This is a genomic window from Stenotrophomonas sp. 220_Sma, from assembly GCF_056487375.1.
The window spans coordinates 988,346-1,000,679 of sequence record NZ_CM151348.1 but is presented as its reverse complement, the minus strand read 5'-3'; the positions used below and the strand labels follow the sequence as shown (position 1 = coordinate 1,000,679).

Annotated in this window: 21 protein-coding genes; all 21 read left to right on the top strand. The window is 65.0% G+C overall.

Annotated features, from left to right (window positions below; genetic code table 11):
* Window positions 1-95 precede the first annotated feature (95 nt).
* The 21 genes from ACZLIB_RS04805 to ACZLIB_RS04705 all read left to right on the top strand — a co-directional run bounded on the left by ACZLIB_RS04805 (window position 96) and on the right by ACZLIB_RS04705 (window position 12,316).
* A complete protein-coding gene (locus tag ACZLIB_RS04805) occupies window positions 96-2,531 on the top strand; it encodes a DNA-directed RNA polymerase (RefSeq protein ID WP_005412423.1) in 2,436 nt (811 codons plus the stop codon).
* Between the two features lie 44 nt (window positions 2,532-2,575).
* Window positions 2,576-2,719: a hypothetical protein gene (locus ACZLIB_RS04800; RefSeq protein WP_005412422.1), complete on the top strand. Its 144-nt coding sequence runs from the start codon at window positions 2,576-2,578 to the stop codon at window positions 2,717-2,719.
* Window positions 2,712-2,996 carry a hypothetical protein gene (locus ACZLIB_RS04795; protein WP_005412421.1) on the top strand — a complete coding sequence of 95 codons (285 nt, stop codon included), beginning with the start codon at window positions 2,712-2,714 and terminating at the stop codon, window positions 2,994-2,996. Before ACZLIB_RS04800 ends, ACZLIB_RS04795 begins: the two co-directional genes overlap by 8 nt.
* Window positions 2,996-3,154 carry a hypothetical protein gene (locus ACZLIB_RS04790; RefSeq protein WP_154267700.1) on the top strand — a complete coding sequence of 53 codons (159 nt, stop codon included), beginning with the start codon at window positions 2,996-2,998 and terminating at the stop codon, window positions 3,152-3,154. Before ACZLIB_RS04795 ends, ACZLIB_RS04790 begins: the two co-directional genes overlap by 1 nt.
* Entirely contained in the window at window positions 3,154-3,819 is a 666-nt protein-coding gene (locus tag ACZLIB_RS04785) for a hypothetical protein (RefSeq protein ID WP_004154595.1), read from the top strand. The genes ACZLIB_RS04790 and ACZLIB_RS04785 overlap by 1 nt, the downstream gene beginning before the upstream one ends.
* Window positions 3,803-4,240: a RusA family crossover junction endodeoxyribonuclease gene (locus ACZLIB_RS04780; protein ID WP_157178715.1), complete on the top strand. Its 438-nt coding sequence runs from the start codon at window positions 3,803-3,805 to the stop codon at window positions 4,238-4,240. The genes ACZLIB_RS04785 and ACZLIB_RS04780 overlap by 17 nt, the downstream gene beginning before the upstream one ends.
* Window positions 4,241-4,603 carry an N-acetylmuramoyl-L-alanine amidase gene (locus ACZLIB_RS04775; RefSeq protein ID WP_004154593.1) on the top strand — a complete coding sequence of 121 codons (363 nt, stop codon included), beginning with the start codon at window positions 4,241-4,243 and terminating at the stop codon, window positions 4,601-4,603. It begins immediately after the preceding gene.
* An 11-nt stretch (window positions 4,604-4,614) separates the two neighbouring features.
* The gene (locus ACZLIB_RS04770) at window positions 4,615-5,001 is read left to right on the top strand and encodes a helix-turn-helix domain-containing protein (RefSeq protein WP_004154592.1); all 387 of its coding nucleotides are present in this window, start codon (window positions 4,615-4,617) and stop codon (window positions 4,999-5,001) included.
* Window positions 4,998-5,177: a hypothetical protein gene (locus ACZLIB_RS04765; RefSeq protein WP_004154591.1), complete on the top strand. Its 180-nt coding sequence runs from the start codon at window positions 4,998-5,000 to the stop codon at window positions 5,175-5,177. The genes ACZLIB_RS04770 and ACZLIB_RS04765 overlap by 4 nt, the downstream gene beginning before the upstream one ends.
* A 151-nt stretch (window positions 5,178-5,328) precedes the next feature.
* A complete protein-coding gene (locus ACZLIB_RS04760; protein WP_005412418.1) occupies window positions 5,329-6,795 on the top strand; it encodes a toprim domain-containing protein in 1,467 nt (488 codons plus the stop codon).
* 165 nt (window positions 6,796-6,960) lie between these two features.
* Window positions 6,961-7,209 carry a hypothetical protein gene (locus ACZLIB_RS04755; RefSeq protein WP_005412417.1) on the top strand — a complete coding sequence of 83 codons (249 nt, stop codon included), beginning with the start codon at window positions 6,961-6,963 and terminating at the stop codon, window positions 7,207-7,209.
* Between the two features lie 10 nt (window positions 7,210-7,219).
* On the top strand, window positions 7,220-7,870 hold the full coding sequence (locus ACZLIB_RS04750) for a Gabija anti-defense Gad2 family protein (protein ID WP_005412416.1): 651 nt from the start codon (window positions 7,220-7,222) through the stop codon (window positions 7,868-7,870).
* A gap of 12 nt (window positions 7,871-7,882) precedes the next feature.
* Complete coding sequence (locus ACZLIB_RS04745) at window positions 7,883-9,757, top strand: DNA polymerase (RefSeq protein ID WP_049417451.1); 1,875 nt, start codon at window positions 7,883-7,885, stop codon at window positions 9,755-9,757.
* Window positions 9,739-10,077 (top strand): hypothetical protein, encoded by a 339-nt coding sequence (locus tag ACZLIB_RS04740; RefSeq protein WP_050483582.1) that lies wholly within the window; start codon window positions 9,739-9,741, stop codon window positions 10,075-10,077. The genes ACZLIB_RS04745 and ACZLIB_RS04740 overlap by 19 nt, the downstream gene beginning before the upstream one ends.
* Window positions 10,074-10,439, top strand: coding sequence for a hypothetical protein (locus ACZLIB_RS04735; RefSeq protein WP_005412414.1), 366 nt, complete (start codon window positions 10,074-10,076; stop codon window positions 10,437-10,439). The genes ACZLIB_RS04740 and ACZLIB_RS04735 overlap by 4 nt, the downstream gene beginning before the upstream one ends.
* A 28-nt stretch (window positions 10,440-10,467) precedes the next feature.
* Complete coding sequence (locus tag ACZLIB_RS04730) at window positions 10,468-10,593, top strand: hypothetical protein (RefSeq protein ID WP_005412413.1); 126 nt, start codon at window positions 10,468-10,470, stop codon at window positions 10,591-10,593.
* Entirely contained in the window at window positions 10,590-10,838 is a 249-nt protein-coding gene (locus ACZLIB_RS04725) for a hypothetical protein (protein WP_005412412.1), read from the top strand. The genes ACZLIB_RS04730 and ACZLIB_RS04725 overlap by 4 nt, the downstream gene beginning before the upstream one ends.
* The gene (locus ACZLIB_RS04720; RefSeq protein WP_005412411.1) at window positions 10,835-11,146 is read left to right on the top strand and encodes a hypothetical protein; all 312 of its coding nucleotides are present in this window, start codon (window positions 10,835-10,837) and stop codon (window positions 11,144-11,146) included. The genes ACZLIB_RS04725 and ACZLIB_RS04720 overlap by 4 nt, the downstream gene beginning before the upstream one ends.
* On the top strand, window positions 11,143-11,292 hold the full coding sequence (locus ACZLIB_RS04715) for a hypothetical protein (RefSeq protein WP_005412410.1): 150 nt from the start codon (window positions 11,143-11,145) through the stop codon (window positions 11,290-11,292). The genes ACZLIB_RS04720 and ACZLIB_RS04715 overlap by 4 nt, the downstream gene beginning before the upstream one ends.
* The gene (locus ACZLIB_RS04710) at window positions 11,289-12,122 is read left to right on the top strand and encodes a hypothetical protein (protein WP_004154583.1); all 834 of its coding nucleotides are present in this window, start codon (window positions 11,289-11,291) and stop codon (window positions 12,120-12,122) included. The genes ACZLIB_RS04715 and ACZLIB_RS04710 overlap by 4 nt, the downstream gene beginning before the upstream one ends.
* On the top strand, window positions 12,110-12,316 hold the full coding sequence (locus tag ACZLIB_RS04705) for a hypothetical protein (RefSeq protein ID WP_005412408.1): 207 nt from the start codon (window positions 12,110-12,112) through the stop codon (window positions 12,314-12,316). Before ACZLIB_RS04710 ends, ACZLIB_RS04705 begins: the two co-directional genes overlap by 13 nt.
* Window positions 12,317-12,334 lie beyond the last annotated feature (18 nt).

The window sequence follows — 12,334 nt, the reverse complement described above, 5'->3', positions numbered from 1 at the left end:
CACCCAGGACCAACAACCGAACCACTCAGGACCGTACCGGGCAGCCCCCGGTGCGGTCCTCCCGTTTTGACTTTTGCATCCCCCGAGGGCAAACGATGACGACTTGGCAAGAGAACGACCTGCACGCCGCCCAGCTCGAACTGGAGAAGGAAAGCACCAGCCTGGGCATTGCCCGCTACGAGAAGATCAGGGAGCAGCGCCAGGAGGCCGAGACCGGCCCCGGCCGCAAGCTGGTCATGGAGAGCATCGACGCCACCGCCGCCGCGATCATGGCGTTCGTGGCCGAAGCCGACACCGGCAAGCCGGGCAAGCGCCACGCCGCCCTCAAATTCATCCGCCACCTGAACCCCCACGCCCTCGCCTATCTGACCAGCTTCACCTGCGTCAACGCGCTGGTCGCCGATCACCGCAAGGCGGTGTCCGTGGCGATCACCCTGGGCCACGAGGTCGCCAACGAGATCAACTTCTCCCTGCTCCGCGAGAAGCACCCCGGCCTGTACCGGGTCGTCCAGGAGCAGCTCAAGAAGTCCACCTCGGCCCGGCACTCCACCGCCGTCATGCGGCACGTCATCGCCGACGCCGAGTTCGCCCCCGAGGACGACAAGCGCCTCTACCTGTCCGACAAGGACGCGCTGCTGGTGGGCATGAAGCTCATCGAGCTGTTCGTCGAGGCGACCGGGCTGGTCGAGCTGGTCACCGTCGCCGAGCGCGGCAAGCGCCACCTGCTCATCGCCGGGAATCAGAAGGTGCTCGACTGGCTGACCAAGGCCCACGACAGCGCCGCCCTGTACCAGCCGGTGCTGATGCCGATGGTCGTCCCGCCCCGTCCGTGGACCACGCCCCGCGACGGCGGCTACCTGACCGACATCGGCGGCCGGGCTGACCTCGTGCGTACCCGCAACCGCGCCTACAAGCGCGAGCTGGCGCTGGTCGATATGCCCAACGTCTACCAGGCCCTCAACGCCATCCAGGCAACCGCCTGGAAGGTGAACGTGCCCGTCCTAGAGGTCATGCGCGAGCTGTGGAACGCAGGCGGCGGTGTCGCCGGGCTGCCGGAGCGTGAACTGATGGACCTGCCGAGCCGCCCTGCCCTGCTGGAGACCGACCCGGACTACTTCAAGGAGCACCACGCCGACGAGTTCAAGGAATGGAAGCGCGACCGCGCCAAGGTCTACGAGGCCAACGCGCGCAGCGTGTCCACCCGCCTCGCCGCCGCGCAGAAGATCGCCTTGGCGGAGAAGTTCGCCGAGTACCCCGCGATCTACTTCCCTCACAACCTCGACTTCCGCGGCCGGTGCTACCCCCTGCCCCCGACGCTGACCCCGCAGGGTGATGATGCGGCCAAGGGCCTGCTGACGTTCGCCCAAGGCGTGCCGCTCGGCGAGGACGGTGCCTACTGGCTCGCCATCCACGTCGCCAACTGCTTCGGCGTGGACAAGGTGTCGTTCGAGGAGCGCGTGGCCTGGGTGCGCGAGCACGAGGAGCAGATTCTCGACAGCGCCCTCGATCCGCTGGACGGCCAACGCTTCTGGATGGACGCCGACAGCCCGTTCTGCGCGCTGGCAGCGTGCTTCGAGTGGCTCGGCTACAGCCTCAACGGCCGCGATCACGTCTCCCATCTGCCCATCGCGCTCGACGGCTCCTGTAACGGCCTCCAGAACTTCTCGGCCATGCTCCGCGACTCCGTGGGCGGTGCAGCCACCAACCTGATCCCGCAGCCGAAGCCCGCCGACATCTATTCGCGCGTGAAAGACGTGGCCCAGGAGAAGCTGCGCGCCCGTGCCGAGAGCGGCGACCCGCTGGCGATCAAGCTGGACGGCCAGCTCACCCGCGACATCGTGAAGCAGCCGGTGATGACGCTGCCCTACGGCGTCACGAAGTCGGGCATGCGCGCCCAGGTGCTCTCCAAGTTCAAGAAGCTGGGCATGGAGGACGATTGGGAGACCGCCGAGTACCTGGCGACCCTGCTGTGGGAGTGCATCGGCGAGGTCGTGATCGCAGCCCGCGCGGCGATGGACTGGCTGCGTGACGCCTCCAAGGTCGCCTCGTCGGCCGACCTGCCGGTGAGCTGGACGACCCCCGCTGGCTTCCCGGTCCTCCAGGAGTACCGCGAGGAGGAAGGCGTCCGCATCCGGCCGCACGTCGGAGGCCGCGAGGTGAATTTAGTGGTCAACATCGGCGGTACTAAGCTCGACCGTCGCAGGCAGACCCTCGGGATCAGTCCGAACTTCGTCCACTCCTGCGACGCCAGCCACATGATGCTGACCACCTGCCTCGCGGCAGAGAACGGCATCGAGTCGTTCGCCATGATCCACGACTCCTACGGTACGCACGCGGGCCAGGCAGCAATCCTCGCCGCCGCACTCCGGCAGGCGTTCGTCGATCAATACAGCGGCGACGTACTGGCCGACTTCCGACAGCAACTCGTCGAGCAGCTCCCGCCAGAAGCGGCAGAGAAACTCCCACCCCTCCCGCCGCATGGCGACCTGGACCTCAGCCTGGTGCTGGAGTCGCGCTATTTCTTTGCCTAGTCCATCCCCCTTTGGCAATTGATACCCCAAGCGAGAACATCAACATGAGCATCAACTACCAGCACGCACTGAACACCTACGTTGCCCAGGACCACTTCGGTGTGGTCCTCGGCATCTACAACCCGGCCGAACACGGCACGGTCGAGGAGTTCAAGCACCGCATGACGGAGCTGCACGCAGGTGCGTGATCGCGTCATCGACGGACTGCACTCACGTTCTGCCGAGAGCGCCGCACGCGGCGCTTTCGTAGTGATCGACAGCGTGCAGTCCCTCGGCCACCCGGCCGATCAGGTGATCGGCTTGGCGTGCGCCTTCAAGAACTTCTGCGAAGTGCTCGGCCTCGATCCGATGGAAGTGCTGCGGGTCGTCTCGCGCATGGAGCAGGACTGCCGCTACCGGCAGGTCAACACCCTCAACGCCGTGCGCCGCTACGCGGAGCGCGAGCTGAAACCGCACTACCCGTGATGCGTGACCCGATCACCGACGCCTTCATCGACGAGGCGCTCATCGGCTTCGACATCGACGAAGCCTTCGGCATTTCCGCCGACACCCCGTTGACCGCCGCCGCTGACCTGTGGCGCGCGGGCATCTATCTCCCGACCAACTACGAGACCGACAACTGATGGCAACCAAGAAGCGCGAACGATTCGTCTCCCCCAAGGGCACCGCCGTGTGGCCGCGCCTGAACGAACCGGACACCAAGTTCAAGCCGGAAGGCGAATACACCGTGAGCCTGGCGTTCGACCCGAACGACAAGGACTTCAAGGCGCTGGCGAAGAAGCTGGAAACCCGGCGCGACGAGCTGTTCCAGGAGTTCCTGAGCGAGAACCCGAAGAAGAAGAAGGGTGCCGAAGTGGCCCCGGTGTTCACCGAAGAAACCGACGAGAACGGCGATGACACCGGCCGCGTGCTGGTGAAGTTCAAGATGAAGGCCAGCGGCGTCAGCAAGCGCACCGGCAAGAAGTTCACCATGCGCCCGGACATCTTCGACGCCCGCGGCAAGAAGATCGACAACCCGCCGCAGATCGGCGGCGGCAGCGAACTCAAGGTCTCCTACGAGATCGGCGGCTCGTTCGTCGAATCGGCCAAGAAGTTCTACCTGACCTGCTACATGGTCGCCGTCCAGGTGATCGAGCTGGTCGAGTTCGGCCAGCGCAACGCCAAGGACTACGGCTTCGGCGAGGAGGACGGCTACGAGGCCGCCGACAGCGCGCCGTTCAGCGACAGCGATGACGACTCGGACGACGACAGCGACTCCGACGACGAGGGCGATGACGGCGACTACTGATCCGCTGTCGGTCATCGTGAACACCGCGAGAGGGGCCAAGCATTTGGCCTCCCTCACGTTCCCGTTTGACCCGGTGCCCGCCTCGCGCCCGAAGGTTTCGCGCTGGGGCGTCTACTACGGCAAGACCTACAAGACCTGGAAGGAAGCCGCAGAGAAGCATCTGCCAGCCGGTGATCTGGACCTGTCGCCGACCGATCCGGTTTTAGTGGTCATCATCGCGGTATGCAAACGCGCCAAGACCTCGAAGGCCGCGTTTCCCAAGGGCGACGTGGACAACCTCGCCAAGGGGCCGATGGACGTTGTGACCAAAGCCACCGGCTATTGGGCCGACGACAAGCAAGTCATGTGGCTGCTCTCCGGTAAGCGCTGGGCGCAGCCGGACGAAGAACCACGCACCGAAGTCCACCTCTACAAACTCTAAGTGCGCCTCAAACCTCTGGAATCGGTAGAGGCGCTGTTCGTCCTCGCCAGCATGACCCGCCCCGAGCAGGTCACGACCGGCGAAGAACTCGCACGCCTGCACCGCTCGCAGGGCTACTCGAAGATCGCCGTCCACTTCGTCATCGAACGTGACGGCTCGATCTACGACGGTCGCCCGCTGAATCAGCCCGGCGCTCTCGCCGGTAAGCACAACCAATCCGCATACCAAGTCTGCCTCCTGGGCGGCGTCAACGACGCCATGCAGCCCGAGGACAACTTCACCGAAGCCCAACACGCCGCGCTGCGACGCCTGCTCGCCGCCTACGGCAAGCCCGTCGTGTGGGCACCTGACTTCCCTCGATAGGAGAACCCAACGTGAAACCGCTGCCCCCGCAAACCCAGGTCGTCCTGGATCACCTGCGTCGCCACTCGCACCTGACCTCGTGGCAGGCCGAAGGCGTCTACCGCATCCGCCGCCTCGCCTCGCGCGTCGATGAGCTGCGCGCTGCTGGCTTCGAGATCGAAACGCAGACCTGCGAGGACGCCTCGGGGCAGCGGTACACGCGCTATCGCCTGTCGCGCCGTCAGCGCCGCAGCAAGGCTCCGCTCCTGGAAGCGCGCCGCGCTCCGAAGCAGTACCGCGTCGATGCGCTGCTCCAGCTGTATCGCAACTACTGCACCGACGAGCTGGGCCTCGACGCCAACGATGCGACCGAAGAAGTCGCCGCATTCACCAAGTTCCTGCTGGAGAAGAACGCATGACCAACACCGCTACCACCGTCATTCCGTCCGCGATGCGCCTGGCTTTCGAGCGCGCATGGGCGCGCGCCGACAAGCCGTTCCGCGGCCTGGGCCGCACCGTCAAGGGTGCGCTGAATCGTCGCCTCGGCATTTCCTACCGCAAGCGCATGTGGTCCGTGGAGCGTGCAAAGCGCTGACTCCGAATACCTCCACAAAGAGCCGTGCCCGAACTGCGGCAGCAAGGACAACCTTGCGCGCTACAGCGACGGGCACGGCTACTGCTTCGGCTGCGGTCACTACGAGCCAGCCGAAGGCGAGGAGGTCTCTCAACCCACCAGCAGGAAAACCATGAGCGACTTTGCGAAGGGTGAACCGCAAGCCCTGGCGAAGCGCGGTATCACTGAGGAAGCATGCCGTAAGTACGGCTACTGGATCGGCAAGGACAAGCACGGCAAGACCGTGCAGATCGCCAACTACAAGCGCGATGGCGGCATCGTCGCGCAGAAGCTCCGCTACCCCGACAAGAAGTTCTCATTCATCGGCGACTCGAAGGCGTGCGGGCTGTTCGGCCAGCACCTCTACGAACCGGGGCGACGCCTCGTCATCACCGAAGGCGAGATCGACGCGCTCTCCGTGGCGCAGGCACTCGGCCTCCGCTGGCCGGTGGTGTCCGTTCCGAACGGAGCGCAAGGCGCGGCCAAGTCCATCAAGCGCGAGCTGGAGTGGGTCAACGGCTTCGACGAGGTTGTGCTCATGTTCGACATGGACGAACCGGGCCAAGCCGCCGCGCAGGAAGTGGCGCTGCTGCTGACTCCCGGCAAGGCCAAGATCGCACAGCTCCCGGCGAAAGACCCGAACGAGCTGCTCCAGCGTGGCGATGCCGAGGCGATCACCCGCGCCATCTACGAAGCGCAGACCAAGCGCCCCGATGGAGTGGTGACGTTCGGCTCCCTCAAGGAGAAGGCACTCAAGCCGGTCTCGATGGGCATGCCTTGGCACGACCCGCGCCTCACCGCGCTGACCTACGGCAAGCGGTACGGCGAGGTCTACACCTTCGGCGCGGGCACCGGCATCGGCAAGACCGACTGGCTGATGGAGGAAGCAGCCTTCATCGCGCAGGAAACCGGCGACCGCGTTGGCCTGTTCTTCCTGGAGCAGCAGCCGGTCGAGACGGCGAAGCGCATGGCAGGCAAGGTTGCTGGCCGCCGCTTCCACGTCCCCGATGGGAGCTGGACGCAGGAGGAGCTGGAAGCCGCGTTCGAGATTCTCGACAAGGGCCAGGTGTTCATCTACGACCACTTCGGCTCGTCCGAGTGGGACGTGATCGAAGCCAAGATGGCCCACATGGTCGTCGCCGAGGGCGTCAAGCACATCGTCCTCGACAACCTCACGTCGTTTGCGGCCGGTGCCGAGGACGAGCGGAAGATGCTGGAGGACACGATGGCGAAGATCGCGCAGTTCGCGCAGCGCCACCTCATCTGCATCTACCTGGTCTCGCACCTCGCCACGCCGGAAGGCAAGCCACACGAGGAAGGCGGGCGCGTGATGCTCCGCCACTTCAAGGGCAGCCGCGCGATTGGCTTCTGGACGCACTTCGCGTTCGGCCTGGAGCGCAACACGCAGGCCGAGAACGAGGCCGAGCGCAACTGCACGACCTTCCGCGTCCTAAAGGATCGCTTCACCGGCCAGTCGAACGGCCAGGTTCTCTACTACAGCTACGACCACGCATCCGGCCGCCTGCTCAATGCAGATGCTCCGGGCGAATACGGCGACTTCGCCGACGAGTCATCCGATGTATCCACCTCCGACTACTGACGGCCGCTCGGTCGTCGGCTTCATCCCAGCTGATGCGCCGCTCTCCTTCGCTGAGAGCCTCGTTCTCCCCTACCAACTCCCGCGCTCCGACCAAGCCTGCCGTGTCATGTACGGCAAGCCTGGGCGGCGCGTGGTCATCCACATCAAAGCCGAGGAACTACCCCAATGAAAGAGATCGTCGCCATCGCAATCGACCTGCTGACCGCTCCGTTCCGCAAGGACACCGTGACCGACGTGGTGAAGGTGCTGGAGGGCCAGGTGGACAAGCTGTTCAAGATCAGCGCCGACCGCATCGCCACCGCATCGACGCTGCGCGACAAGGCCGATGTCCTGCACTCGCAGGCCGACGAGCACGAGGAAGAAGCCGAGCGCGCCCTGCGCGTCGCCGAGCGCTTCACCAACCTGATCCGCTAAGGGACCAACCATGACTGCCGAGCAACACGCTCGGTCCCTGTTCGACGTGTTGCCGGCCGAAGTCCGCCACCTGGTGATCCTGGGTGGCGGAAGCCTGCGCGCGTTCTACGACGGGACCGAAATCAAGGACATCGACTGCTTCTTCGTGTCACTGGCGAGCTACACCTACGTGGCCGCGTACCTGAGCGGCCGTAACGACTGGACCAGCGAGGCCGCTCCGAACGGCATCCGCAACTTCCGCTCGCCCGAGGGTCACCTCGTGAGCCTGATCGGCTTCGAGTTCGGTACGCCGCACGAGCACTGCGCCCGGTTCGATCTGCGGTGCTGCGCCCACGTCGCCATCTACGAACCCAGCACCGACGAGGTGGTGGTCGTATCCCTCGAAGGCGCGGTTGCCGACGCATCGGAGAAGCTGCTGTTCGTGCTGAACAACAACGGCACCGAGCGCACCATCCGCCGCATCACGCACTACGTCGAGGATTACGGCTACACGCTGCATCCCGACCAGCCCGAGCAGGACGAACTGTTCGAGGACGACGACTTCCCCGGCCACGCGCCGCAGGGCGTCCACACGCCGCCGAAGGCCCCCGAGCCGGAGTACATCCTCCGCGCCCGCCGCCGCGTCCGCGCAATCCCCGTAACCAACCACGGCTACCCGTAAGGAGGACCGCCGTTGATCCTCGTATTCGACTGCGAGACCAATGGCCTCCTCGACGAACTTGACACGATCCACTGCATTTCCCTCCAAGAGGTAGATGAGACCGGCGCACCGCGCGGTCCCATCCTGTCCGCCAACGATCACGGCACGGGCGAAATGACAGTCCGTCAGGCCGTCGAGAGGCTCAAGAAGGCCAAGCGCGTTGTCGGCCACAACATCGCCGGATTCGACATTCCGGCTATCGCCAAGGTGTTCCCGGACTTCAAGGTCCAGGCGTACTTCGACACGTTGCTGATGTCCACGCTGGTCTACCCGGACCTCAAGGACCGCGACTTCAAGGCCCGCAAGAAGCAGGGAGCGAACCCGGTGTTGCCGGGCAAGCTGATCGGCCGCCACGCCCTCGAAGCGTGGGGCTACCGCCTCGGTCGCTGGAAAGGCGACTACGCGGCGCAGATGGCCGCACGCGGCCTCGATCCCTGGGCACAGTGGTCTCAGGAAATGGACGACTACTGCGACCAGGACGTTGCGGTCACGCAAGCGCTGTTCGCGTTGCTGATGAGCAAGGGCCTCCCTACCGAGGCCATCGAGCTGGAGCAGGCCGTCGCGCCGATCCTCTCGCGTCAGCAGCGCTACGGCTACCTGTTCGATCAGGAGAAGGCGCGTGAGCTGGAGTGCATCCTCGTGTCCCGGCGCACTGCGCTGGAGGCCGAGCTGCGCAAGGTCATTCCGCCGTGGAAGGTGGTGAAGCGCAAGTTCGTACCGAAGCGCGACGACAAGCGCCGCGGTTACGTCAAGGGCGTGGAGGTCACGACCTACAAGGACGTGGTGTTCAACCCGGCAAGCCGCCAGCACATTGCTGACCGCTTGACTGCAATGTACGGCTGGCAGCCCCAGGAGTTCACCGAGAAGGGCCAGCCGAAGATCGACGAAGAAGTCCTGGGCGCGCTCAAGTTCCCGATCATCCCGCTCCTGCTGGAGCACTTCATCGTCAACAAGCGCCTCGGCCAGCTCGCCGAAGGCGACGAGGCGTGGCTCAAGGCCATCAAGAAGGACGGCCGCATCCACGGCAGCGTGAATCAGAACGCAGCGGTGACCGGCCGCATGACGCACTCGAAGCCGAACATCGCTCAGGTGCCGAAGGTCCAGCACTCGAAGGAGAAGGGAATCCTCAAGGGCCAGGAAGGCGGCTACGGATTCGAGTGCCGCTCGTTGTTCTGCGTCCCAACAGGGAAGCTCCAGGTCGGCGCGGACGCCTCGGGATTGGAGCTGCGCTGCCTGGCGCACTTCATGGCAAAGCACGACGGCGGCGAGTACGCCAAGGTCATCCTCGAAGGCGACATCCACTCCGTCAACCAATCGGCGGCAGGACTGCCAACCCGCGACAACGCCAAGACCTTCATCTACGCCTTCCTCTATGGGGCAGGCGACGCGAAGCTCGGCTCCATCGTTGGCAAGGGTCGCCAGGCCGGGGCGAAGCTCCGCTCGAAGTTCCTGGCCGGGCTGCCTGCGCTGGAGAAGCTGGTACGCGGGGTCAAGAAGCGCGCGGCCGAGAAGGGATACCTGATCGGTCTCGACGGCCGGAAGCTGCACATCCGCAGCGACCACGCCGCGCTCAATACCCTGCTCCAGTCGGCCGGTGCGCTGGTGATGAAGAAAGCCCTGGTGATCCTCGACGCCGACCTGCAAGCCGCAGGGTTGGTGCCGGGCGTCCACTACGAGTTCCTCGCCAACGTCCATGACGAGTGGCAAATCGAAGTGGACGAGGACAAGGCCGAGTTCGTGGGCAAGACCGCCCAGGCTGCCATCCGCAAGGCTGGCGATTACTTCGGCTTCCGCTGTCCGCTCGATGGCGAGTTCAAGATCGGAAGGAATTGGGCCGAGACGCACTGACCCGCGGCAAGCGGGACATTGCACTCGCCCTGGTGCGCCAAGCGAAACGCCGGGCAGCTAGGAAGGGACTGCCGTTCGACCTCACGTCGGACGACATCGTGGTCCCCGACTTCTGCCCGGCACTGGGCATCCCGCTGTACCGCGCTGTCGGGCGCAAGGCCCAAGGCCCCAACTCACCCACGCTCGACCGCATCGAACCTGACCTCGGCTACGTCCGGGGCAACGTGCGCGTGATCTCCGCACGCGCGAATCAGATCAAGTCCGACGCGACTCCCTCGGAGCTTCTGCGAGTCGCCTGTTACGTCCAAGAGAACCGATGAACCCAACCAACATCCTGCGCGCCCTCGCGGCGCTGCTGGTCGTTGCCGCGCTCGCGGCAGGCGGCTTCGCAGCCTGGAAGTACACCGCAATGGCCCAGCGCGTGACGGAGCTGGAGGAGTCGGCAAAGGAACTGGCCGACCTCAAGCAGACCGTCGAGACCCTCAACCGCGAAGCCGTGCGCCGCTCTGCCTTCGATGCAGCGCTGCGGAACGCCCGCGCCACCACCAACCGCTCTGTGGAGATTGCAGCAAATGCTGACCCGGAAACTGGCGATTACCTGTCTCGCCGCATTCCTGACGAGCTGCGCCGCGCACACCTCGAAAGTCGTGCCGGAGCAGTTCCTCCAGCCGACCGTCATTGAGGGCACGCACTCCTCACTCGACGCCGTGATGGCTGACCCGACCACCACCACCTACGACCTCTACCGCTTCGGCGGCAACGCCGAGGACGGCCTCCAGCGTTGCAACGCCGACAAGGCGAGCGCCCTGGAAGTCCTCAAGGAATCGAACCGATGAACGAGAACCGGCTTCGCGTGCATTTCATTGGCGGCCCCGCTGACGGCGATGTCCGCGTGATCGATCCGTGTACCACCTACCGCGTGGCTGTGCTCGAACACCAGCCCGAGGTTCATGCCTACAACGCCAAGTGCCCGTGCTGCACCGAGCGCATGCTGCGCCCCGTGGAGTGGAGCACCGCGACCTACTTCATCCGCCGCGTTAGCGAGAAGTGCTGGGTCGCCGTACACGAGAGCATGGTATGAAGCGCGCTCTCCTGATCCTGGCGCTGTGTGCTGGCCTCGCTGCGTGCGATATGAAGCCCTGGCCGCCGAGTGCGGACTATGGCTCGTGCCTGAAAGGGCACAGCGAGAACTCCTACATCATCATGTGGCAGTCGATGTGTACGGGGAACTCCTGCACGCAGATTCCGTACACCATCCCGACCACCGACTTCGTGTGCGACGAGCACGAGTACCCGCTCGGCGACGGCCCGGAGTACCAGGCCGGAATGAAGCGCTACGCCGCCGAGCTACAGGCGTGGTATGAGCGCTACCCGGAGAAGCGGCCATGACTTCCTACGTCACCTATCGGCCACCGCAGGCGGCCGGTTCCTGGGTCATTGGCGGCAACTTCTTCGTGCAGGTCCGGGAGCGTCCGAACTGGCTGCACCGCTGGTTCGCGCTGGCGTTCCTGGGATGGCAGTGGGTGGACGCATGAACAAGCGCGGCCCCCTGCTACTGATCGACGCCGATGTGCTGCGCTACCAGCTCGCGTTCTCGAACACCGCGAACATCGACTGGAACGGCGACGGCAACAAGGTCGAAGCGATCCAGCCCGAGCGCGCGAAGGCGAAGCTGGAGGACTACATCGACGAGATCGTCGAGAAGTTCGGCGCGCGTGATTACCTGCTGGCCCTGTCCTGCAAGAAGCACAACTTCCGCAAGGACATCGACCCAACCTACAAGCTCAACCGTGCCAGCAAGGACAAGCCTGCCCTGTGGTACGTGCTCGACGAGTTCGTCTACGACGAGTTCGGCGACAAGATCGTGGAGATCGAGAACCTGGAAGGTGACGACGTGCTGGGGCTGCTGGCCTCGCACCCGAATCCGAAGCGCGCGCCAGGCAGCCGCATCGTCGTGTCCATCGACAAGGACATGCAGACGATCCCCGGCATCCGTCTCTACAACCCCAACCGTCCCGACGTGGGCGTCCGGCCGATCTCGGCTCACGACGCTGACCTGTTCTGGATGAAGCAGGTGCTCACGGGCGACCAGGTGGATAACTACCCCGGCTTCCCCGGCATCGGCCACAAGGGCGCGGACGAGCTGCTCATGCCCATCCACGAGGCGTACCGCGATGCGTCCGTCGAGGAGCACCTCGGCGCGCTGTGGAACACCGTCGTCACCACCTACACCACCCGCATCCCCCGCGGCGGCACCGAGCCGCTGTCGAAGCACGATGCGATCCGCCAAGCACGCCTCGCGCGAATCCTGCGCTACGGCGACTACAACCCCAAGACCAAGGAAGTGAAGCTGTGGAAACCCTGATCCTGTTCATCACCATCGTCGCCGTGCTGGCCGTGCTGTTCGCCTTCGTCGCCTACGGCGCTGCCTGGCTGTGGTGGCGCAGCCTCAACACCCTCGAACGCACCCTGTACCGCTCGGCTGGCAGCGTCAAGCTGTGGCCGGCCGCTGTCGGCGTTGCTGGCGCGGCTTGGCTGATCGCCCGGTGTTTCGCCTGACGACAACCAAGCCACCTG